Here is a 22,145-nt window from a genome sequence, read left to right as displayed (position 1 = left end):
GTCGCCCCGATGCCGCTGATCCGATGCCGCTGATCCGATCAACACTGCAGCGAAGCTGGGCTGTGCTCGGCTCGGCCCTGTTGCTGCTGGCGGGCTGCGCCCCCGGCCCGCCAGCCCAGAAGGAGCTGCAGCTCTGGACCCTCGATCTCTCGCCCAAGTTCAACGCGGAGATCGGCCGGGTGATGGCTGCCTGGGAGAGCGATCATCCGGGGGTCTCGGTGGGCTGGACGGACCTGCCCTGGGGCTCGGTGGAGCGCAAGCTGCTGGCGGCGGTCTTTGCCCGCACGGCGCCGGATGTGGTCAACCTCAACCCTCTGTTCGCCGCCAACCTGGCCAGCAAAGGGGGCCTGCTGGAACTGGATCCGCTCTTGCCCCCCGGGGCCGGTGACGCCTATCTGCCGCGGATCTGGCGGGCGAGCCAGGCCGAGGGTCGCCAGTTCGCCATTCCCTGGTATCTCACCGCCCGCATCACTCTCGCCAACCGGGACTTGATCGGCCGTTCCGGCTACACCCAGCCGCCCCGCCGCTGGGAGGAGGTGCCCGCCTTCGCCGAGGCGGTCAAGCGCCGCACCGGGCGTTACGCCCTGTTCGTCACGGTGGTGCCGGACGACTCCGCCGAACTGCTGGAGTCGATGGTGCAGATGGGGGTGACCCTCCAGGATGGGCGACGCCGTGCGGCCTTCAACAGCCCGGCCGGTCGCCGCGCTTTCGCCTTCTGGAGCGATCTCTATCGCCGGGGTCTGCTGCCGCGTGAGGTGGTCAGCCAGGGCTACCGGCGCGCCATCGAGCTCTACCAGAGCGGCGAGCTGGCGACCCTGGCCAGCGGAGCGGAGTTCCTGCGCAGCATTCAGACCAATGCCCCCCGGATCGCCGACCTCACCGAGCCCCATCCACCCCTGACCGGGCCGGACGGCACCACCAACGTGGCGGTGATGAACCTGGCGGTACCCAGGCAGAGCGCCCTGCCGGAGCAGGCGGTGAGCTTTGCTCTCTTCCTGACCAATGCTGAGAACCAGGTGCGCTTTGCCGAGCAGGCGCGGGTGCTGCCTTCCGCCACGGTCGCCCTGGGCCAGATCGAGCGCCGGCTGCGCACCCAGGACCTGAGCGATCCCCGTCAGGAGCTGGTGCGCCGGGCCCGGTTGCAGTCGGTGGAGGCGCTGCGGCGGGCGGAGGTGCTGGTGCCGGCGAGCCCTGGGGTGAAGCGGCTCCAGGCGATCCTGTATCGCCATCTGCAGCGGGCCATGCTGGGTCAGATCAGCAGCGATGCGGCCCTGGCCGCGGCGGAGCTGGAGTGGAATCGTTATGCCGCGGCCCGCTGGCCCTGAAGCCTTGATCAAGGCCGGTCTCTCGGGGCCAGGGCCCTGAGCTGTAGGGTTTCATTTCGTGAAAAAAACTTTGCCATGTCCTTGGAAGCGCAGCCCCGGCCAGGTCAGGGTGAGGCTTCCGAGGATCTGGTGGCTCGCACCCTGGCCACGGTGCTTGTCGTCGATGACGAGGCGACCGTCCGGCGGGTGCTGCAGATGCGCCTGGAGCTGGCCGGCTATCGCGTCCTCTGCGCCGAGGATGGCGAGCAGGCCCTGGCCGTCTTCCACAAGGAGCAACCCGATCTGGTCGTTCTCGATGTGATGCTGCCGAAGCTGGATGGTTTCGCCGTCTGCCGAAGGCTGCGGGCAGAATCCTGCGTGCCGATCATTTTTCTCTCGGCCCTGGACGCCATCGCCGAACGGGTTTCGGGCCTCGACCTCGGCGCAGACGATTATCTGCCCAAACCCTTCAGCCCCAAGGAGCTCGAAGCCAGGATCTCGACCATCCTGCGCCGGGTGGGCCGGGGCTCGGCCACCCTTGAGCCGCGGGAGGTGCCGGCCGGTCAGGGCATTCTGCGGGTCGGCGATCTGATGGTCGACACCAATCGCCGCCAGGTCACCCGGGCCGGCGACCGGATCGGCCTCACCTACACCGAATTCAGCCTGCTGGAGCTGCTGTTCCGGGAGCCGGGTCGGGTCGTGCCCCGCGCTGAGATTCTCGAACAGCTCTGGGGGTACCCTCCCCGTCGTGCCGCTGATCTGCGCGTCGTTGATGTTTATGTCGCCCGGCTGCGGGGCAAGCTGGAGCCCGATCCCCGCAATCCCGAGCTGATTCTCACCGTGCGCGGTACCGGCTATTCCTCCCAGCGGATCGGCGAGCCGCTCGCGAGCGCCGCGCTCTGAGCCCAACCGGCCGAATCAGCCTGCCGCCCGCCGGCCCGTCCTTCAGGATGGGGCGCTGAACCGCTTGATTCGTCCCTTGTCCGAGCTGCGCCACAACCGTCTGGAGCAGGCCCGTCTGGAGAAGGGCCAGGCCCTGGCGGCCCTCGGTCAGGGGCCTTACGCCCTGCGCTTCGAGCCCAGCCACCGCACCGCCGCCCTGCAGCAGCAGCACGCCGACCTGCCCAACGGCGAGGAGCGCCCGGTGGCCGTGGCCGTGGCCGGCCGGGTGATGACCCGCCGGGTGATGGGCAAGCTCGCCTTCTTCACCCTGGTGGATGAAAGCGGTCCGATCCAGCTGTTCATCGAGAAGGCTCATCTGCTGGCGGCGCTGCCCGAGCAGCCCGAGGCCTTCGCCCAGATCACCTCGCTGGTGGATGCCGGCGACCTGATCGGTGTGCACGGCACGCTGCGCCGCACCGACCGTGGTGAGCTCTCGGTGAAGGTGAGCGGCTGGGAGATGCTCTGCAAATCGCTGCAGCCCCTGCCCGATAAATGGCACGGCCTGGCGGATGTGGAGAAGCGCTACCGCCAGCGCTATCTCGATCTGATCGTGTCTCCTCACACCCGCGAAACCTTCCGCCGCCGCGCCCGCCTGGTGAGCGGCATCCGCCGCTGGCTGGATGCCCGCGACTTTCTGGAGATCGAAACGCCGGTGCTCAACCTGGAGGCCGGCGGTGCCGATGCCCGCCCCTTCAGCACCCACCACAACGCCCTCGACCTGCCGCTGTTCCTGCGCATCGCCACCGAACTGCATCTCAAGCGGCTGGTGGTGGGCGGCTTCGAGCGGGTCTATGAACTGGGTCGCATCTTTCGAAACGAAGGCATCAGCACCCGCCACAACCCGGAATTCACCTCGGTGGAGGTGTATCAGGCCTATGCCGATTACATCGACATGATGGCGCTCACCGAGCAGATGATCGCTGAAGTCACCGAGCAGGTGTGTGGCACCACTGCCCTTACGTACCAAGGCGTGGCGATCGATCTCACGCCCCCCTGGCGCCGGGCCACCATGCACGAGCTGGTGGAGCAGGCCACCGGGCTGGATTTCAACGGCTTCGCCAGCCGCGAGCAGGCCGCGGCCGCCATGGTGGCCGCCGGGCTGGAGGTGCCCGCTGCCGCCGACAGCGTGGGCCGCCTGCTCAACGAAGCCTTCGAGCAGCGGGTGGAAGCCAGCTTGATTCAGCCCACCTTCGTGCTCGATTACCCGGTGGAGATCTCACCGCTGGCGCGCACGCACCGCAGCAAGCCCGGCCTGGTGGAGCGCTTCGAGCTGTTCATCGTGGGGCGCGAAACCGCCAATGCCTTCAGCGAGCTGATCGATCCGGTGGATCAGCGCCGGCGCCTGGAAGCCCAGCAGCAGCGCCGCCTGGCAGGGGATCTGGAGGCCCAGGGGGTGGATGAGGATTTTCTCCAGGCCCTGGAGGTGGGCATGCCCCCCACCGGCGGGCTGGGCATCGGCATCGACCGGTTGGCCATGCTGCTCACCGACAGCCCCAGCATCCGTGATGTGATCGCCTTCCCGCTGTTGCGTCCGGAAGCCGGTTCCACAGGGGCTTGAAGGCCAAAGTGGATAATGGGGTCACGTTGGCACTGACCTTGGCCCATGAGCGGTGAGCGCGTCGGATTCCGCTTCAAGCACGCAGATGCCGTGGTCAAGCGCAACCCTCAGGGCCGCTCCCGTCGCGGTTGGGTGATGGAGCCGGTGGAGCAGACCACCAGCCGTGGCACCAAGATGCCGGCTTACCGCATCCGCTGGCGCGACAGTGAACGCCCCGAGATCGTGCTGCAGCACATGCTGATCGCCGATCCCGATCCCACACCACCGCCGGAAGGGGTGAGCCTGGTGCCGCCGGCGCCGAAGAAGTGAGGCCTGGCCACGGCATGGGATTGGGCGATTGGGATTGGGCGATTGGGATTGGGGGATTGAGATCGGGGGATCAGGGTCGTGGCGAGATCAGGATCAGCTCCAACCCTTCAGCCTGTAGATCAGCAGGCCGAGATGCTCCTTGATCACCAGGGTGCTCAACTGCAAGGACCCGGCATCAGGAAGCATCGAGCCCAGCAGTGAGCCGGGGGTTGGCTCGCCCAGCTGGGCCCGGGCCGGCAGAAGATAGTCGCAGGCGACGGGGATCACCTTCAATGACGTGCGCCGTTCGAAGGTGGCCAGGGAACGGGGCATGTGGATGGCGCTGGTAATCAGGATCACCGAGCGCCAGCCCTCTTGCCTGGCGAGCTGATCGATCGCCGCAGCTTCTTCCGCCGTGGTTCTGGCCTGGTCACTCATTCGGATTCTTGCGGCTGGAACGCCGAGTTCAACGGCCAGGTTGCGGGCCGCCAGGGCCTCCGGCGGCGCCGGGTCGTCCTGGCGGAACGTCACCCTGCCTCCACTGACCAGCAGGAGTGGAGCGCGATCCGCTCGCATCAACCGCACCCCGCTGAGCAGGCGGTCGCCAGCCTCGTTCACCTCCACGCCGGCGCGGGGTGGCAAGGGGGACTGCAGTCCGCCACCGAGCACGACGATGGCATCGGCGCGGGGGACTGCCGCCGGGGTGAGGGCGGCACTGCGCTCCTCAAGGCCCCAGACCAGCTGCCGCGCCGTGAAGGGCATGGCACTGATCCAGAGCAGGGCGATGCCGCCACCGCCCAGCCAGGCCGACCAGTGGCGGCCGCGTCCCAGCTGCGCCGTGAGCAGCATCACCAGGCTCAGTCCGAGCGGGTAGACGAGCAGCGGCAGCAGTTTCGAGAGCAGGAATCCCATCGGCAGCAGTGATCAGGAACCTGGGGAGCTCCTGCTCCGCCGCAGGTCCTCGAGGTCCTGCTGCTTCTCGAAACGGGCCCAGGCCTGCTCCAGGTCGGGGCTCCCGGGCTCTGGCGGGCTGGCCGGAGTGCTCGGGGCCGCCGGGCCGTCCGGCTCCAGCAGCTCGGCCAGCTCGGCTTCCACCTGTCGCAAGGAGCTGCCCAGATCATGCAAGGCCTGCCAGCGGTCGCGGCCAAGCCCCATCAACTGGCGCAGGTGGGCTTCGGCCTGATCAGCCAGGGCCAGGGCTCCGGCGGCCCTGGCCCGCCCCACCCGTTGCTGCCACTGGGTGATCTCCCCTGCCAGCTCCAGCAGCGCCTGGCGGCTGGAGTCCGCCTGCATCTGAATCTGCAAGCGCTGGTGGCTGAGGCGTCGTTGCCGCTCCTGCCGCTCCTCCGCATCAAGCAGGTGCCGCTGATCGGGGTTCCTGCTCAGGAAGGCTTCCAACTGCCGATCCAGCTGGGCCTCAAGCTGCTCGAACCAACTGCCGCTCATCAGGACCTGTTCATTGCGGTGCCCGGGTGATCAGCGGAGCTTCGATCTCCTCGTGCAGCGGGGTGATCGCCGCTTCGCGGGAGCGGAGCAGCAGCTGGGTGAGCCGCGCGATCGCCCCTTCGCCGAGGTCCTGGCGGCTGATGTCGTCGAAGGCCTGGAGGTAAAGCTCCTCAAGCTGGTTGATCAGTCCTTCGCGCAGCTCGCGCATGGCCCGCCGCTGGTCATCCCTGCTCATCGCTGTGGCTCCAGGAGGTGGAGGCTGAAGTGGTCGTTCGGGTCGCTCCAGCGCCGCACGGCGCGCCAGCCCGCCTCGGCTGCCAGGGCCGTGAAGGCCTCCGGGGAGTACTTGTAGCTGTATTCGGTGATCAAGCTTTCGCCGGCGGCGAATCTCCAGTTTCGCCCGGCCACCGCCACCTGTTGCGGCCCCTGGCACACCAGGGCCATTTCGATCCGGCTTTCCAGCGCCTGCCAGCGGGCGCGGTAGGTGAAGGCCCCTGGCTCGAAGCCGGCGTTCAGGTCGCGGTTGAGCCGCAGCAGCAGGTTGGTGGCGAAGGCGGCGGAGTAGCCGGCCCGATCGTTGTAGGCGGCCTCCAGGCTGGCCACCTGGCGGGGTTGATCGATGCCGATCAGCAGGCAGCTGTCCGGGCCGAGCAGACGGGCGAACTGGCTCAGCACCCCCCGGGCCTGGACGGGGTCGAAGTTGCCCAGGGAGCTGCCGGGGTAGAAGCCGAGCCGCCGCCGGCCCGCCAGCAGGGGATGGTTCGGCAGGGCCTGCAACTGGCTGTAGTCACAGCAGATGCCCAGCACATCAAGGTGGGCATGGCGCTTCTGCAGGGCCCGGCAGGCTGCGGCCAGATGGCTGGAGCTGATGTCCAGGGCCACATAGGCCGTGGCTGGCAGGGCCTCCAGCAGTGGCGACACCTTGCGGGCGCTGCCGGCGCCGAACTCGATCGGAATGCCCGGGCCCATCGCCGCCGCCATCGCCGCCGCCTCCTGGCGCAGCAGGTCGGTTTCGATCGCGGTGAGCCGGTATTCGGGCTGCCGGCAGATCGCTTCGAACAGCCGCGAGCCCTCGGCGTCATAGAGGAACCAGGCGGGCAGCTGCTTCGGGACCCGGCTGAGCCCCTCCACCACCAGCCGCTCCATGTCGGCGGCCACGGGGTGCAGATCGATCAAGGTGATGTCTTTGCTGCGGGGCTGGGTGCTGTTCATGCGCTGTCCCTGGCCAGCCTCAGGCCGGCCGCCATCCAGCGACTGGCCGGCGGGAAGAAGTTCCGGTAGGTGGTGCGCCCATGCCCGGCCGGGGTGAGGTAGCTGCTGCCGCGCAGCACCATCTGGGAGCTCATGAACTTGCCGTTGTATTCGCCCACGGCACCGGCGGCGGGCCTGAAGCCCGGATAAGGGCGGTAGGGGCTGGCGGTCCATTGCCACAACACCCCGTGGACCTGCTCCAGGGCGGTTCCCTGATCGATCGCCGCTTCCCATTCGGCTTCCGTGGGCAGCCGCACGCCGGCCCAGCGGGCGTAGGCGTCGGCTTCGAACCAGCTGAGATGCCGCACCGGCGCCTCGGGATGCAGGGGCCGACGGCCGGCCAGGCTGAACTCCCAGCCCCACCCCGCGGCGGGTCCGCTGCCACGCCAGTAGCGGGGAGCCTGCCAGTGGTGCCGCTCGACCGTCTCCCAGCCCTCGCTCAGCCAAAGCTCGGGCCGTTGGTAGCCGCCATCGGCGATGAAGCAGGCGAACTCGTCGTTGCGCACCAGGCGACTGGCCAGCTCGTGGGGCTCCAGCCAGAGCCGGTGCCGGGGCGCCTCGTTGTCGAAGTGGAAACCCCCATCCCGGTGACCGATCTCCACGAGCCCGGCGGAGCCGGCCAGCCAGCGGAGAGGATCGGTCACCCGGCTGACCCCGTAGCTGGATTCAGGTCCATCAGCCCCTGGGAAGGCAGCCGGTTCGAGGGGATTGCGGCTGAACCCGTCGAGCAGGTCCATCAGCAGCAGCTCCTGGTGCTGCTGTTCATGCTGGAGGCCCAGCTCGAGCAGAGCCAGCAGTGGGCCCGACTCGGCTTCACTGAGCCGGGCGAACTGGTGCACGAGGGCTTCGAGGCCGGCATCGACCCGGTGACGCCAGGCGATCACCTCGCCGATCGTGGGGCGGCTGAGCAGGCCCCGCTCGGGGCGGGGATGGCGGGCGCCGATCGCGTCGTAATAGGAATTGAACAGGTAGCCCCAGCGGCTGTCGGCAGGGACATGACCGGGCAGATGGGGCGTCAGCAGAAAGGTTTCGAAGAACCAGCAGGTGTGACCGAGATGCCATTTCGGCGGGCTGGCCTCGGCCATGCCCTGCAGGCCGAGGTCTTCGGGCTCCAGGCCCTCGACCAGCTCCTCGCTGCGACGGCGGGTGGCTTCAAGCCGTTCGAGCAGGGCCTCGGTCGGGGCGGAGGCGGCCATGGCCAGAGGTTCGCTGGATCTGATCGTAGGGGTCTCAGGCGTCCCGGCTCGCCGCCCCTACGATCAGCCGCAGTCCGTTCACTTGATTCAGGGCCGCGAGATGGGCAGCAGCCAGCCAGCGGTCAGCAACACGGCGGTCAGCCCGTTGCTGGATCGCAGCAGCACGATCTGTCGGGGCTTCGTGGGGGCGGTCGGGAACACGCCGCTGATCCGGCTTGATCGGCTCAGCGAGCGCACCGGCTGCGAAATCCTCGGCAAGGCCGAGTTCATGAACCCGGGCGGCTCCGTCAAGGACCGGGCTGCCCTGGGGATCCTGTTGGAGGCTGAGGAGTCCGGAGCACTGCAGCCGGGCGGGACTGTGGTGGAGGGAACGGCCGGCAACACCGGCATCGGCCTCACCCACCTCTGCAATGCCCGCGGCTACCGCAGCCTGATCGTCATCCCCGACACCCAGTCGGCGGAGAAGATCGAGTTGTTGCGCAGCCTGGGGGCCGACGTGCGCACGGTGCCGGCGGTGCCTTACCGCGATCCCAGCAACTACGTGAAGCTTTCGGGCCGGATCGCCGCGGAAACCCCTGGGGCCATCTGGGCCAATCAGTTCGACAACCTGGCCAACCGCCGCGCCCACTACGCCAGCACCGGCCCGGAGATCTGGGAGCAGACCGGCGGCCGCATCGACGCCTGGGTGTCGGCCACGGGCACCGGCGGCACCTATGCCGGTGTGGCCCTGTTCCTGAAGGAGCGCTCGGCTGCGGTGCGCTGTGTGCTGGCCGATCCCCACGGCAGCGCCCTGCACAGCTGGGCCACCACCGGTGCGCTGCAGGCGGAGGGATGTTCGATCACCGAGGGGATCGGCAACAGTCGCGTCACCGCCAATCTGGCTGGGGCGCCGGTCGATGACGCCGTTCGAATCGATGACCAGACCGCCCTCGACACGATCTACGACCTGCTCTGGCACGAAGGCCTGTTCCTGGGCGGCTCGGTGGGCATCAATGTGGCGGCGGCGGTCGAAACCGCCCGGCGGCTTGGCCCTGGCCACACGATCGTGACGGTTCTCTGCGACAGCGGCGACCGCTACCGCTCCCGCCTCTACGCAACCGATTGGCTGGCGTCCAAGGGGCTCCGCCAGCCCCGACGCGGGGCCTGATGGATCCCATGCCTGCCGCAGCTGCCGGCGTGCTGATCGCCGATCGGTATCGCCTCGAGGCGCAGCTGAGCCAGGGCGGCCAGGGCACCCTCTGGCGGGCCAGCGATCAGTTGGCGGCAGACGCTCCGATGGTTCTGCGACAACTGGGGCCGGATCAGGACCAGGCCGCCCTGCAGGCTCTCTGGCCCCGGCTCCAGGGGGTGCTCCATCCCCAGCTGCCGCGCTTCGGCGAGGTGATCAGCCGTGCCGGTGATCTCTGGTTCGTGCGTGAGTGGCAGGGCGGTCGCAGCTTCCACGACCTGATCGTCTCCCGCCGTGAGCGCCAGCTGGTGTTCGGTGCCGGTGAGGTGCTGCTGCTGCTTCGTCAGCTGTTGCCTGCCCTGGCGGTGCTGCATGGCCAGGGCCTGGTCCACGGCGATCTGAGCCCCGCCAACCTGTTGCGCCGCGACCGGGACGGCCTGCCGGTGTTGCTGGATTTTGGCCTGACCCGCAGCCAGGCCACCGCCCCGGCCGGCGCGACACCGGGCTACGGCCCACCGGAGCTGGGTCGCGGCGAGGCGGCCCAGCCCTGGATGGACCTCTACAGCCTCGGTGTGGTGGCCCTGGTGATGCTCAGTGGCGAAGAGCCCGCCCAGCTGCTGGATCCGGCCAGCCTGTCCTGGCGCTGGCCGGCGGGTCTGGTTCTCGATCCGCCCTTCCGCGCCGCCCTCGAACGCCTGCTTAGCTCCGATCCCTCCAGGCGGTTCGGATCGGCGGCCCAGGCCCTTGCCGCCTTTCAGCAACTGCCGATGCCGGAGAGCACCGGACCGGTGCCCCGCGCCGATCGCACCGTGGTGCTGGTGCCCGCGGCCGCGGAGCCCCCGCCCACCGATCCGCCTCCGGCGCCTGTCCAGCAGGAGGACATCCAGCCCCAGGTCCTGGACGTGCCCCTGGCAGAGCCGGTCCTGCCGGCACCGCAGTCAAGGCCGGCGGCGCCGCCACCGATCCAACCCCCCCGGCCATCGCCACGCAGCCGTCAGCAGGACAAGGAGGACGCCGTGGAGGGACGCCTATGGCCGGTGGTGGTGGCGCTGGTGTTGTCTGCCGTTGTGGGAATCACCCTGGGCTGGTGGTTGCTGGGCCGCGGCCGCACCCCGCCGAGCGCCGGATCGGAACCATTGCTGGAGGTTCCCGCCAGCCTGCCGCCGGCGGAGGTCGACCAACGGCAGCAGCTGCTCAACCGGTTGCGGGCGCTGCAGGTGAACCGTGGCTGGTTTCTGAAGCTGGTGGATGCCAGCCTGCTGGCCCAGTTCCCCGAGCGCCGTGGTCGCCTGCCGGCTGACTCGCTTGAGGACGCCCCCTTCCGCAAGGTCTGGAACGAGCTGGCCGAGGAGTGGCTGGTGCGGGTGGAATCTCTGCCGCTGCAGTTGCGCAGCAAGCTCGGTGATTTCAACTCCGCCGACTGGGAGGCCCAGCAACGGCGTCTGGCCGCCCAGGGTCTGAGCCCGGCCGTTCTGCGTCAGCTGGTGTCGGGCAGTGCTCAGAACCTGCTGCCGGGCCGCTCCGGCCAGACCATTCCACCCGAACCCCTGCGCCAGCTCTGGTATGCCGCCGCCGAGCAGACCCTCCAGAGCCTGCGGATCGAATCGATCGAGGCGGCACCGGGCGTGGCCAGGGTCGTTTCGGCCCAGATCGAGGCCGGTGGCGCTCGCCTTTTCCCGATCCGGGTGCCGCCGGGGTATCGGCTGGCGCTGGGGGTGAACGGCTCGCCGCTGATGCAGATGAGCCTCTACGACTCCAGCGGGGCGCTGCTGGAGCCGAGGGGTCCGTTGCGGGTGGTGACCCTCGGCAAGCTGGAAAGCTCCCAGGTGCAGCTTCTGGTCAACAACGAAGGGGTGGCACCGGCGATGATCACCCTGTCGTTGCGGGCGGATGCTCCGCCGCCGGAGCCACCGGCCGCGCCGGTGGAGGTGGTGCCGGGTGAACCGGTCGAGGTGCCGGCAACGCCGCCGGCCAGTTCGCCTGCCCCACGGGAAGAGCAGCCACAGACCCCTGCGGCGCCACCGGCGCCGGCGGCTCCCCAGGCTCCGCCGCCGCCGCCGACAGCACCACGGGAGTGAGCTGAGCCTCCTGGCTCAGAGAGGCTCGGCCCGTTGCTGGCGGGTTTCCGCCTTCCACAACCGCCAGCGCACCTCCATGTCTTTCGGGGTGTACACCACGATCGGCAGGCTGGCGTTGTAAGGCAGAACGAAGGGTTTGCTGCCGACCTTGACGAAGCTGGAGCGGAGCGGTTCGCCGGGGGGGCAGGCCATGCGAGTGGAAATCATCGGCCCCGGCGACACCAGGCGAAACACCGTGTAGCCCCAGCCCTTGACGGGTTCGCTGCTAAGCTGGCCGCCGAGGCGATGGCGGTTGCAGTCCACCCGGCGCTCCTGGCCGACGATCAGCTCTACCCGCCAGTCGGCCGGATTGGCTGACAAGGCGGGGTCCGCCGCTGGCGGCAGCACACCGGGCAACTGAATCACCCAGCGCTGTTCTCCACTGCCGGCCGCTGGATAGGGCCTGAGATCGAGCCGGGGGATCGCCCCTGCAGGTGCGGGAAAACCGAGCGCTCCACCGAGCGCTCCGCTGAACGCGGTAACCATCAGCAGCCAACGCCAGGCCATCCGCCACTCCGCAGGGTCGGAACGATCATGACCCGGCAGGCACCAGAATGGCCCCAGGCTCTGCCTTGCTCCTTTGATCGCCATCGCCCTGCTCTCCGGCGGCCTGGATTCGGCCACCGCCGCTGCTCTGGCCATCGAGGCAGGCCACCGGGTGATCGGACTGTCCTTCGACTACGGCCAGCGGCATCGCCGGGAGCTGGAGGCCGCTGCCGCCCTGGCCTCGGACCTGGCTCTGGTGGAGCACCACACGATTGAAGTGAACCTGGCCGTCTGGGGTGGCTCGGCCCTGACCGATGCCTCCACGCCGGTGCCCACCACCGGCGTGGAGGAAGGGGTGATCCCGCCCACCTACGTTCCGTGCCGCAACACCGTGTTCATCGCCCTGGGCCTGAGCCTTGCTGAGGCCCGCGGTGCCTCCCGGCTGGTGCTCGGGGTGAACGCGATCGACTATTCCGGTTACCCCGACTGCCGGCCCGATTACCTCGCCGCTTATCAGCAGTTGGCCGACCTGGCCAGCAGAAGCGGCCGCGAAGGCCATGGCGCCCGGCTCTGGGCCCCTCTGGTGGAGTGGAGCAAAACCAGGATCGTGCAGGAGGCCCTGCGGCTCGGGGTGCCGATCGAGGCCACCTGGAGCTGCTACGCCGGCGGCGAGCAGCCCTGTGGCCGCTGCGACAGCTGCCGCATCCGCGACGCGGCCCTGCGGGAGGCCGGCCGCCCGGATCTGGCCAGTGCCTGGGGGCAGCTGGAGGCCCCATCAGGCTCTGCATGAGCCGGTCCGCGGAGCGCGCGTTGACCATGGCTTTGCCCTGGAGGGACCCATGGTTCCTGGTGGAGCGGCTCACTGAGCGGCTGGGCCGCGATGGTCTTGCCTGGCTGGATGGAGATGGCACCGCCCTCGGCCGCTGGGGGAGCCTGGGCCTGGCGCCTCTGGAGGTGCAGGTCTGCAGAGGCTTGCCCGGTGAAGCGGGTTCCGCGGATCCGTTTGCGGCCCTGGAGGGGATGCAGAAGGATGGAGGCTCCTGGTTGGGATGGTTGGCGTATGGAGCCGGGGCCTGGGTGGAGAAGGGGTCCCACTGGCGTTCGTCGTCGATGGCCACGCTCTGGGCTGCCCGCTACGACCCTCTGCTTCGGTTCGATTTCCAGGAACGGCACGTCTGGCTGGAGGGAAGCGATCAGGCGCTGCTCAGCGCAATGGCCTCCGTGATCGAGTCCTTGCCGTTGGGATTGTCCTCCAGCCTTGATGGCCCGTCGATCCCGATCGATCCCGCCCGTTGGCATTGGCATACCAGCGCTACCGCCTTCGCCGCCCAGGTGGAGCAGCTGCTGGAGCGCATCGCCGCCGGCGACCTGTTCCAGGCCAACCTCACCGCCTGCTGTGAGCTGCTGCTGGCGCAGCCTCCTGATCCACTGGCGCTCTATCGCCGTCTCCGTCAGCACTGCCCCGCCCCCTTCGCCGGCCTGGTGGTGGCCGGGGACGCCGCCGTGCTCTCTGCCTCGCCGGAGCGCTTCCTGCGGGTGAGCGCCGATGGACGCGTGCAGACCCGGCCGATCAAGGGCACCCGCCCCCGCCACGCCGCCGTCGCCGCCGATGCCGCCGCCGCTGTCGAGCTGATCACCAGCCCCAAGGACCGGGCTGAGAATGTGATGATCGTCGATCTGCTCCGCAACGACCTGGGCCGGGTCTGCGTGCCGGGCTCGATCCGGGTGCCCCAGCTGGTGGGGCTGGAGAGCTACCGACAGGTTCATCACCTCACTTCGGTGGTGGAAGGGCAGTTGCGGGGGGATTGCACCGTGGTGGACCTGCTGAGGGCCTGCTGGCCGGGTGGATCGATCAGCGGCGCCCCCAAGATCCGTGCCTGCCAGCGCCTGGGCGAGCTGGAGCCGGTGGCGCGCGGGCCCTACTGCGGCTCCCTGTTCCGCTTTGGGTCCGATGGCAGTTTCGACAGCAATATCCTGATCCGCAGCGTGATGCTCCAGGGCCGCCGGCTGCGGGCTCACGCCGGCTGCGGAATCGTCGCCGACTCCGATCCGGCCGGCGAGGCCGAGGAGCTGGGCTGGAAACTCCGGCCTCTGCTGGAGGCCCTGGCATGAAGCCGATCGCCTGGATCGCCAGCCCCGCCGAGGCCGACGCTGCTGAAGCGGCAGCTGCGCCGGGCCAGTGGGGCTCGCCTGTGCAGCTGGGGCTGCCCCTGGCCGATCGCGGCCTGCTGCTTGCCGATGGCCTGTTTGAAACGGTGCTGGTGGACGCGGGCCAGCCGCAGTTGCTCCCGGAGCATCTGGAGCGGTGGAAGGCCAGTGCGGCACTGCTGGGGATGGAGCGGCCACCCGATCGGGCCAGGCTGGAGCCCCTGCTGGCCGAGGCCCTGCGGCGCAGCGCCATCAGCACCGGTGCCCTGCGGCTCAACTGGAGCCGGGGTATCGGCGCTGGCCGCGGCCTGGATCTGCCCGGGCCGGATGAAGCGTCACCACGGCCCCGGTTCTGGTTGCAGCTCAGCGCCGCTGAGCCCTGCTTCGAGCCGGTTCGTCTGATCGTGAGTGCCAGCGAACAACGCAATGCCGCCAGCCTGCTCAGCCGCTGCAAGAGCTTCGCCTACGGGCCGATGGTTCAGGCGCGCCGGGAGGCCCGCGCCGCCGGCGCCGACGATGCCCTGCTGCTCAGCACCTCCGGTGGCCTCTGTTGCGGCACCAGCTCCAACCTGCTCGTGCTGCGGGCTGGAACGGGAACCTGGCTGACGCCGCCCCTGAGCACCGGCTGCCTGCCGGGGGTGATGCGCGGCCGGGCCTTGGAGCTCGGCCTGGCCGTGGAGGCCCCACTTCAGCCGGACCAGCTTGGTGCGGCTCTGTTGATCAACAGCCTCGGCTGCCGGCCGGTGCTCAGCCTGGCGGGGCGGTCCCTGCCGGTGGGGCCGGATCCGGAGCGCTTCTGGCGATCGTTGCTCGGAAGCGGCTGAGCTGCAGCTCGTTCCAGGTGGCTGGGGTCATCCAGCTGCCGACCACAGCCGCAACAGCCGCCAGCAGCAGCAGCACCGGCAGCAGGGAGGCATCACCGCTGATCCGCACAACAAACAGGCTGCAGAACAGCGGGGTGCGGCAGGCGCCGCTGAACAGGGCCACCGCTCCGCTGAGCACAAGTGTCGATCGATCCACCCCGCCAAGGCCCTCAAGCCAGGGCGAGGCGAGCAGCGCACCGAGCGACATGGTGTCGTGGATGAGGCCACCGGGAGCACCGATGCTCAGGCTGAGCAGGGCGGCCAGACCCCGGGGCAGGAGCACCCAGAGCGGCACCGGGGTCGTGCTGTCCTGCACCTGATGCACCATCAGCAGCTGGCCGTCGTTGAGGCTCCAGCCCCCGCTGAGGCTGGCCAGGCAGGTGATCGCCAGGCCCAGAGCCACTGTCACCGGCAGACGATGCCGCTGCATCCCGATCCCCACCCAGTGGGATCCCCAGCCCAGCAGGCGCACGAACAGCCCCCCCAGCAGGCCGCCGACCAGGCCGAGTGCGGCCAGACCAGGCCAGAGCGCCGCCGGGGGTACGCCAGCGCGGATCGGCAGCAGATCCATCGCCGGGGCGCCGAGGCCTGAAGCGAACAAGGTCCCGATGCTGCCCAGAATCAGGCAACTGCTCACCAGGGGGAATGAGAGGCGGCCGCTGAGCTCCTCGGCGGCATAGGCCACCCCCAGCAGGGCCGACTGGAAGGCCACCCCAAGCCCCGCTCCGCCGCCCGCTGCCGCCAGCAGAGGCTCCGGCAGGGTCTGCAACGGCGGCAGCCGCCTTCGGGCGGCCAGCACCAGGCTGGCCCCCAGGGCCGCCGAGGGGGATTCGATTCCCACCGTCAGGCCGGCCAGGTGCGTGAGCGCCAGCAGGGGGAGCCGGATCAGCTGGGTGCCGAGGCTGAGCCGCGCCGCGCTGGCGCCTGCCTGGTTCACGCTGCCGGCCTCCTGCAGGGCCAGCACGGGGGTCACCCCGCCTCCAGCGCCCCGCCGCAGCGGACCGTTGGCCAGGACCACCAGGGCCCAGGTGCCGAGCAGCGGAGCGGCGAGCAGCACGGGTCTCAGGGGCTGGCCGCTGCCGAGCGGCCAGAGCATCTGAAGCTTGAAACCCAGCTCAGAAAGCCACTGGTAGGGCTGAGCGGCCAGGCCCAGCAGGGGAGCGAGCAGCAGCAGGCTCAACAGGAGAAGCCAGCTCATTCCGGCTTGACGTTCAGACGCTGAGGAAGCGGTGAATCATGTCCTTGCTCAGGGCCTTGGTGGGACCGCTGGCCACGATCCCACCTTTCTGCATGGCGTAATACCAATCGGATTGCCGCACGAAATGGAGATGATGCTCCACCAGCAGAACACTGATGCCGGTGGTGGCGATGATCCGTTTGACGGCCCGCTCGATGTCGAGCACCACCGATGGTTGGATCCCTTCGGTGGGCTCATCGAGCAACAGCACCTTCGGTTTGCCGAGCAGGGCCCTGGCGATGGCCAGTTGCTGCTGCTGGCCGCCGCTGAGGTCGCCGCCGCGGCGGGCCAGGAATTTCTCGAGCACCGGGAACAGCTCAAACACCAGCGGATCGATGTGCCGGTTGCGGGAGAGCCCCCCCGGCAGGGCTTCCAGGCCCAGCAGCAGGTTCTCGCGCACGGTGAGCTGGGGGATGATCTCGCGGCCCTGGGGGACATAGCCGATCCCGGCTCGGGCCCGCTGGTGGGGCGGCAGGGTGGAGAGTTCCCGATCGCCGATCTCAACGGTGCCACTGCGCTGCCGCAGCAGCCCCACGATCGTTTTGAGCATGGTGGTTTTGCCGACGCCGTTCAGGCCGATCAGGCAGACCATCTGGGCTGGTTTCACGCTCAGATCGACATCTCTGAGGATGTGGCTTTCGCCGTAATAGACGTTGAGGCCGCGCAGGGTGAGCTGATTGCCAGCCTCACCGCTGGCCTCCTGCAGGGGAATCGGAGCAGTTGTCGTCGTCATTCGATGTCCTCCACGCTTTCGAGATCGTCGGTTTCGACGCCGAGATACACCTCGATCACCCTTGGATCGCTCTGCACCTCATCCATCGGTCCTTCACACAGCACGTGGCCCTCATGCAGCACCGTGACCTGGGAATCGAGCTCGCGGATGAAGTCCATGTCGTGTTCGATCACCAGCACGGTGTGATCACCGGAGAGCTGTTTGAGCAGATCGGCGGTGCGACCGGTTTCTTCATCGGTGAGGCCGGCCACCGGTTCATCCACAAGCAGCAGGTCTGGATCCTGGGCCACCAGCATGGCGATTTCCAGCCATTGTTTCTGGCCGTGGGACAGTCCCCCGGCCTGTTGATTGGCGTAGGGCTCAAGCCCCACCACTCCGAGCAGATGCTGCACCCGGTCACGGGCGTTCGCATCGAGCCCACCGAACAGCAGGTTGAGCGGCGAGGGATTGCCGCTCACCGCCAGCTCAAGGTTGCGACGGGGTGTGAGGTTCTGATACACCCTGGGGGTCTGGAACTTGCGGCCGATGCCCAGCCGGGCGATTCGGTGCTCGGCGGTGCCGACCAGGGATCGACCGCGGAACATCACGTCGCCTTTGGTGGGCTTCACCTTGCCGGTGATCACATCGAGGAAGGTGGTCTTGCCGGCGCCGTTCGGTCCGATCACCGCCCGCAACTCGCCGGCGGAAAGGCTCAGGTTGAGATCCTTGAGCGCCCAGAAGCCGTCAAAGCTGACGCTCACCGAGCGGAGCTCGAGCAGCGGTTGATCGGCGCTCGGGGCGGATCGACTGGTCATGGTTGTGCTCCCGGGGGCCGAATGGGTTCGAGCTCTGCACTGGAGTCGATCGAGCCCGCTTCTGAGCGCAGGGCCGGATCAAGATCCAGGGCGGGGTAAGTGGGGGAGCGGGGAGGCCAGCCGACCATCGCCTGCAGCTTGGCCACTCCGCCCAGCCGCCACCAGCCGACCAGTCCATCGGGCAGGGCCGTGACCACCAGAAGGAACAGGCCCCCCTGGATGAACAGCCAGGTTTCAGGCAGCTGCTCACTGACCAGGCTCTTGGCGTAGTTGATCACCACGGCTCCGAGCACCGCGCCGATCAGGGTGCCACGGCCACCCACGGCCACCCAGATCACCATCTCGATTGAAAAGGGCACAGCCATGAACTGGGGCGAGATGATGCCGGACTGGACGGTGTACAGGGCTCCGCTGATACCGGCCAGCCCGCCGGCCACCGCGAAGACGAGGGTTTTGTAGGTGGTGGGGTTGTAACCGGTGAACCGCATCCTCGGTTCGTCATCGCGAATGGCGATCAGGGCATCGCCGAATCGACCGGTGGTGAGCCAACGACAGAGAAACCAGGCCGCAACGGTGAGAACCACGGTGATCATGAAGATGTAGCGCTGCATCAGATCGGAGCCAACCAGTTGTCCGAAAATCTGGGCGGTGCTGGTCTTCAGGCCATTGGTGCCGTTGATCAGTTTCTGCTGGCCGTTGAAGAAATTGAAGAAGACCAGCAGGGCAGCCTGGGTGAGGATTGAGAAATAGACGCCTTTGATCCGGTTGCGAAAAACGAGAAAACCCAGCAACCCCGCCACCACGGCAGGAATCACCCAGATCGCGAAAAAGGTGAAGACCGGAGAGTTGAAGGGCTGCCAGAAGCCGGGCAATTCCTTGACGCCATACAGGTCGAAGAATTCAGGCAGTTTGCCGGGCTCGAGGTTGTCGAGGGTGAGAAACATGCCGATGGCATAGCCGCCCAGGGCAAAGAAGATCCCCTGGCCGAGGCTGAGCATGCCGGTGAAACCCCAGATCAGATCGATCCCCAGGGCCACGATGCCAAGGGACAGGAATCGGCCCAGCAGGTTGAGGCGGAAGGGGGGAAGCAGCACCGGCAGAATCAATCCGGCTGCCACGATCAGCACCCAGGGCAACCAGCGGCGAAGGGTGGATGGGGAGGTAGCGGTCATGGCTCAGGCCTCCACCATGCGGCCCTTGGGGGGGAACAGCCCGGCTGGCTTGAACTGCAGGAACACCACAATCAGGATGAACACCAGAACCTTCGCCATTGAGGTGGTGGCGAAGAAGGTGATCACTTCATTCATTCCAGCTGGCATCGTCGGCCAGACGAGCAGCAGCGAGCCCGATCCGATCACATAGCTGAGCACCCCGATGCTCAGAGCTGCCACCACGGTGCCGAGCAGCTTGCCGACCCCGCCGAGCACCACCACCATGAAGCAGTCGACGATGTAGTTGCCGCCCAGATTCGGGCCGACGGATCCGAGCAGGGTCACAGCCACGCCGGCCACACCGGCCAGGCCGGAGCCCACCAGGAAGGTGAGGGCATCGACGGTCTGGGTTGGAATGCCGAGGCAATCACTCATTGACCGGTTCTGGGTGACGGCGCGGATCCTGATCCCCCAGACGCTTTTCTGCAGGAACCAGTTGACCGCCAGCAGGGCCACGAGGCTCAAGGCGATGATGAACAGACGGGCCGTGGGCATCGTGACCCCGCCGACATCAACTGCCCCTTGCAGCCAATCGGGCGCACTGACATCCAGGTTGCGGGCGCTGAACCAGGGTTGATCCATGGATCGGTTCGTGCCCAGGGCAGATGCGGCCAGAATCCCGACCAGGCCAGCCACAAGCCAGCTGGAGACGCCGATGATCGGCGTCCAGCGTTGCTCCCACCAGCGCCTGGGGGTGAACCGCGGCAGCAGCAGCCCGATCGCCACGGCCAGCACCAGGCCCACCATGAAGGCGCTTGATACCGAGCGAACGAATTGCTGCAGGATCAGGCTCACCCCCCAGGTGGCCAGCAGGGTTTCCAGCGGCCGGCCGTAGAGGCGCCGGATCACGGTTTTCTCCAGCAGCAGTCCGGCCAGGCCACTCACCAGGAAGGCCAGGGGGATGGCCACCAGGATGTAGATGGGGAAGAGCGCTTCGAGAGGACCTTCCTTGCAGAGGTTCTGCACCACATAGGTGGTGTAGGCCCCCAGCATCATCAACTCGCCATGGGCCATGTTGATGACGCCCATCAGGCCGAAGACAACGGCAAGACCGAGGGCGGCGAGCACCAGCACGGAGCCGATGGCCAGGCCGTTGAAGAGCGTTTCGTAGAGAAGATCCATGGCGTCCCGTTGGGGACCTGCGATAGGAATGGGTCTGAAAAAAGAGGCCGCACCCGTAGAAAAGGTGCGGCCTGGAATTCAGGGAGCAAAGCAGCTCCCTGAGCAATCAAGCCGGTTGGCCGATCACATCTTGAACTTGCCCGCGTCGGGGCGGTCCTGGGTCCAATCGCAGGTGTATCCCTTGGTTTCGGGCACGAACTGGTTCCAGGCCAGCGGTTTGACGATGCCCTGGTTCTCGATGATCTTGAACATGCCGTCTTTCTGAACCTCACCGATCATCACCAGTTCGGTGGTGTGGTGGTTGGGCTGCACTTCGATCGGGCCCTGGGGAGCATCAAACTTCACCCCGATCAAGGCTTCCCGAACCTTGTTGTCATCGACACTGTTGGCCTTTTCAGCACCCTTGGCCCAGAGGTAGACCATGTTGTAAGCGGATTCAGCGGGATCATTGGTGACCCGCTTCTCGCCGTACTTGGCCTTGAAGTCGGCGGTGAACTTCTTGGAGGCAGGTGTGTCGAGGCTCTGGAAGAAGTTCCAGGCGGCATAGGTGCCTTCGAGGTACTCAGGGCCGATGGCGGCCACTTCCTCTTCCGCGACCGAGAAGCTCATGATCGCGTAGCCATTGCCAGGGGTGATCCCGGCTGCCTTCATCTGCTTGAAGAAGGCCACATTGCTGTCGCCGTTCAGAGTGTTGACGATCACGCCGCCCTTGGGAAGAGCCTGCTTGATCTTGGCGATGATCGGTGCCACCTCGGTGTTGCCGAGGGGGAGATAGTCTTCGCCGACCAGGTTGCCTCCCTCAGCCTTGAGCTGCTCCTTGATGATCGTGTTGGCTGTACGTGGGTACACGTAGTCGGAACCAACCAGGAAGAAGTCTTTGCCCTTGTTCTTGAGGAGCCAGGACACGGCGGGCTCAGCCTGCTGATTCGGGGTGGCGCCGCTGTAGAAGATGTTCTTCGAGCACTCCTGGCCCTCGTACTGAATCGGATAGAAGAGAAAGTGATCCTTGGCTTCGAACACCGGCAGCATCGCCTTGCGGCTCGCTGAGGTCCAACCGCCGAACACCACGGCGACCTGATCCTGATCAATCAATTTCGTGGCCTTCTCGGCGAAGGTGGGCCAGTCAGAGGCTCCGTCTTCTTCGATCGGCACGATCTTCAGCTTCTTTCCATCGACCTTGACGCCGCCGGCGGCATTGATCTCCTCGATCGCCATCAGCTCGGCTTCGGCCACCGTGTTCTCGGAGATGGCCATGGTGCCGGAGCGGGAGTGAAGGATGCCCACCTTCACTTCACCGTCGAACTCACCACCGCCTCCATCAGCGGCTTTTTCGGCGCCGCCCCCACAGGAGGCCAGGGTGATGCTGGTGGCCAGAGCCAGGCTGCCACCAAGAATCCTGAGGGAAACCTTTTGCAGCGAGGCCTGCCGCAGGCGAGTCAGCTGCATCGAGTTTGGCTTCATCTGGTCAATCTCCTGAAGAGTGGTCCGCTCATCGGCGGTACAGGACCGTATCGACTGTTGCCATGAACACCTTGTAGCGATTGGAACACTTTGAGGATCTGCTGTCCTTGGAGCGCTCCGCTCGCCCTGGCTGATCGCTTCAGTGCTCCGGTTCGGCACCGGCCAGCTGTGGCAATTGCTGCCACACAAACGCTTCCACCTGCTCCACCCCTTCGCCGCTGCGCAGGTTGGTGAAGCACCAGGGCCTGCCGCCCCGCATCCGCCCGGTGTCGTGCTCCATCACCTCCAGGCTCGCGCCCACCATCGGCGCCAGATCGATCTTGTTGATCACCAAGAGATCGGAGCGGGTGATGCCCGGGCCGCCCTTGCGCGGGATCTTGTCGCCGGCCGCCACATCGATCACGTAGATGCAGCGGTCGACCAGCTCGGGACTGAAGCTGGCGGCCAGATTGTCGCCGCCGCTCTCCACCATCACCAGATCCAGGTTGGGAAAGCGCTCCTCCAGCTCCTCCACCGCCGCCCGGTTGATTGAGCAGTCTTCGCGGATGGCCGTGTGGGGACATCCCCCCGTTTCAACGCCCCGGATCCGCTCGGGCTCCAGGGCCCCGACCCGGGTGAGGAACTGGGCGTCTTCCTGTGTGTAGATGTCATTGGTGACCACCGCCAGCTCAAGGCGATCACGCAGCCGGCGGCAGAGAGCTTCCACCAGGGCCGTTTTGCCGGAACCCACCGGCCCGGCCACCCCCAGGCGCAACTTGCTCATCCCACGATTCCTCCCTGGTGGATCGGGTTCTAAACGGTGATCGGGGTGGCTGGTGTG

22 protein-coding genes are annotated in these 22,145 nt (G+C 67.5%); 9 read left to right on the top strand and 13 right to left on the bottom strand.

Annotation, left to right across the window (positions count from 1 at the left end; all coding sequences use genetic code 11):
* Positions 1-23 precede the first annotated feature (23 nt).
* The 4 genes from ACXMDY_RS11555 (at position 24) to ACXMDY_RS11540 (ending at position 4,113) form a co-directional block, all read left to right on the top strand.
* Complete coding sequence (locus tag ACXMDY_RS11555) at positions 24-1,325, top strand: ABC transporter substrate-binding protein (protein WP_259702528.1); 1,302 nt, start codon at positions 24-26, stop codon at positions 1,323-1,325.
* A 75-nt stretch (positions 1,326-1,400) separates the two neighbouring features.
* On the top strand, positions 1,401-2,207 hold the full coding sequence (gene rpaB, locus ACXMDY_RS11550; RefSeq protein WP_259702527.1) for a response regulator transcription factor RpaB: 807 nt from the start codon (positions 1,401-1,403) through the stop codon (positions 2,205-2,207).
* 76 nt (positions 2,208-2,283) lie between these two features.
* A complete protein-coding gene (gene lysS / locus ACXMDY_RS11545) occupies positions 2,284-3,804 on the top strand; it encodes a lysine--tRNA ligase (protein WP_259702526.1) in 1,521 nt (506 codons plus the stop codon).
* A gap of 45 nt (positions 3,805-3,849) precedes the next feature.
* Positions 3,850-4,113 (top strand): hypothetical protein, encoded by a 264-nt coding sequence (locus ACXMDY_RS11540; RefSeq protein WP_048016474.1) that lies wholly within the window; start codon positions 3,850-3,852, stop codon positions 4,111-4,113.
* 93 nt (positions 4,114-4,206) lie between these two features.
* On the opposite strand, the gene ACXMDY_RS11535 is transcribed toward ACXMDY_RS11540, so the two are convergent.
* Genes ACXMDY_RS11535 through egtB form a run of 5 tightly spaced genes read right to left on the bottom strand, consistent with a single transcriptional unit; the run spans position 4,207 to position 7,985 of the window.
* On the bottom strand, positions 4,207-5,004 hold the full coding sequence (locus ACXMDY_RS11535) for a YdcF family protein (protein ID WP_259702525.1): 798 nt from the start codon (positions 5,002-5,004) through the stop codon (positions 4,207-4,209).
* Positions 5,005-5,016: 12 nt separating this feature from the next.
* Positions 5,017-5,538, bottom strand: coding sequence for a hercynine metabolism protein (locus ACXMDY_RS11530; RefSeq protein ID WP_259702524.1), 522 nt, complete (start codon positions 5,536-5,538; stop codon positions 5,017-5,019).
* A 10-nt stretch (positions 5,539-5,548) separates the two neighbouring features.
* Positions 5,549-5,773 (bottom strand): hercynine metabolism small protein, encoded by a 225-nt coding sequence (locus ACXMDY_RS11525; protein ID WP_259702523.1) that lies wholly within the window; start codon positions 5,771-5,773, stop codon positions 5,549-5,551.
* Positions 5,770-6,750: an L-histidine N(alpha)-methyltransferase gene (egtD, locus tag ACXMDY_RS11520; RefSeq protein WP_259702522.1), complete on the bottom strand. Its 981-nt coding sequence runs from the start codon at positions 6,748-6,750 to the stop codon at positions 5,770-5,772. The genes ACXMDY_RS11525 and egtD overlap by 4 nt, the downstream gene beginning before the upstream one ends.
* A complete protein-coding gene (egtB, locus tag ACXMDY_RS11515) occupies positions 6,747-7,985 on the bottom strand; it encodes an ergothioneine biosynthesis protein EgtB (RefSeq protein WP_259702521.1) in 1,239 nt (412 codons plus the stop codon). Before egtB ends, egtD begins: the two co-directional genes overlap by 4 nt.
* A 100-nt stretch (positions 7,986-8,085) precedes the next feature.
* Here egtB and ACXMDY_RS11510 point away from each other — a divergent pair, with 100 nt between their 5' ends.
* Entirely contained in the window at positions 8,086-9,132 is a 1,047-nt protein-coding gene (locus tag ACXMDY_RS11510) for a cysteine synthase A (RefSeq protein ID WP_457767626.1), read from the top strand.
* A gap of 8 nt (positions 9,133-9,140) precedes the next feature.
* Positions 9,141-11,231, top strand: a complete 2,091-nt coding sequence (locus ACXMDY_RS11505) for a serine/threonine protein kinase (RefSeq protein WP_457767625.1) — start codon at positions 9,141-9,143, stop codon at positions 11,229-11,231.
* Between the two features lie 15 nt (positions 11,232-11,246).
* Here the strand turns inward: ACXMDY_RS11505 and ACXMDY_RS11500 are convergent, their stop codons facing one another.
* Positions 11,247-11,777 carry an ecotin family protein gene (locus tag ACXMDY_RS11500; protein WP_457767624.1) on the bottom strand — a complete coding sequence of 177 codons (531 nt, stop codon included), beginning with the start codon at positions 11,775-11,777 and terminating at the stop codon, positions 11,247-11,249.
* Between the two features lie 73 nt (positions 11,778-11,850).
* Between ACXMDY_RS11500 and queC the strand changes: the two genes are divergently transcribed.
* From queC to ACXMDY_RS11485, 3 genes are read left to right on the top strand one after another with little or no spacing between them, the layout of a single operon-like run.
* Complete coding sequence (gene queC / locus ACXMDY_RS11495; protein ID WP_259702348.1) at positions 11,851-12,546, top strand: 7-cyano-7-deazaguanine synthase QueC; 696 nt, start codon at positions 11,851-11,853, stop codon at positions 12,544-12,546.
* A gap of 26 nt (positions 12,547-12,572) precedes the next feature.
* Positions 12,573-13,868, top strand: coding sequence for an anthranilate synthase component I family protein (locus ACXMDY_RS11490; protein WP_259702349.1), 1,296 nt, complete (start codon positions 12,573-12,575; stop codon positions 13,866-13,868).
* Entirely contained in the window at positions 13,865-14,728 is an 864-nt protein-coding gene (locus ACXMDY_RS11485; protein ID WP_259702350.1) for an aminotransferase class IV, read from the top strand. Before ACXMDY_RS11490 ends, ACXMDY_RS11485 begins: the two co-directional genes overlap by 4 nt.
* Here ACXMDY_RS11485 and ACXMDY_RS11480 read toward each other — a convergent pair.
* The 7 genes from ACXMDY_RS11480 to ureG all read right to left on the bottom strand — a co-directional run bounded on the left by ACXMDY_RS11480 (position 14,652) and on the right by ureG (position 22,088).
* Positions 14,652-15,965, bottom strand: coding sequence for a chloride channel protein (locus ACXMDY_RS11480; protein WP_259702351.1), 1,314 nt, complete (start codon positions 15,963-15,965; stop codon positions 14,652-14,654). The two genes, ACXMDY_RS11485 and ACXMDY_RS11480, sit on opposite strands and share 77 nt — an antisense overlap.
* Positions 15,966-15,978: 13 nt before the next feature.
* Positions 15,979-16,737: an urea ABC transporter ATP-binding subunit UrtE gene (urtE, locus tag ACXMDY_RS11475; RefSeq protein WP_259702352.1), complete on the bottom strand. Its 759-nt coding sequence runs from the start codon at positions 16,735-16,737 to the stop codon at positions 15,979-15,981.
* Complete coding sequence (gene urtD, locus ACXMDY_RS11470) at positions 16,734-17,531, bottom strand: urea ABC transporter ATP-binding protein UrtD (protein ID WP_259702353.1); 798 nt, start codon at positions 17,529-17,531, stop codon at positions 16,734-16,736. The genes urtE and urtD overlap by 4 nt, the downstream gene beginning before the upstream one ends.
* A complete protein-coding gene (urtC, locus tag ACXMDY_RS11465) occupies positions 17,528-18,703 on the bottom strand; it encodes an urea ABC transporter permease subunit UrtC (protein ID WP_259702354.1) in 1,176 nt (391 codons plus the stop codon). The genes urtD and urtC overlap by 4 nt, the downstream gene beginning before the upstream one ends.
* A gap of 3 nt (positions 18,704-18,706) precedes the next feature.
* A complete protein-coding gene (urtB, locus tag ACXMDY_RS11460; RefSeq protein ID WP_259702355.1) occupies positions 18,707-19,864 on the bottom strand; it encodes an urea ABC transporter permease subunit UrtB in 1,158 nt (385 codons plus the stop codon).
* 123 nt (positions 19,865-19,987) lie between these two features.
* Positions 19,988-21,310: an urea ABC transporter substrate-binding protein gene (gene urtA, locus ACXMDY_RS11455; protein ID WP_259702356.1), complete on the bottom strand. Its 1,323-nt coding sequence runs from the start codon at positions 21,308-21,310 to the stop codon at positions 19,988-19,990.
* 154 nt (positions 21,311-21,464) lie between these two features.
* Positions 21,465-22,088 (bottom strand): urease accessory protein UreG, encoded by a 624-nt coding sequence (gene ureG / locus ACXMDY_RS11450; RefSeq protein WP_259702357.1) that lies wholly within the window; start codon positions 22,086-22,088, stop codon positions 21,465-21,467.
* Between the last annotated feature and the right edge of the window lie 57 nt (positions 22,089-22,145).

It is taken from the genome of Cyanobium sp. ULC082 (assembly GCF_977927535.1).
This window is presented reverse-complemented; position numbering and strand designations above follow the sequence as displayed.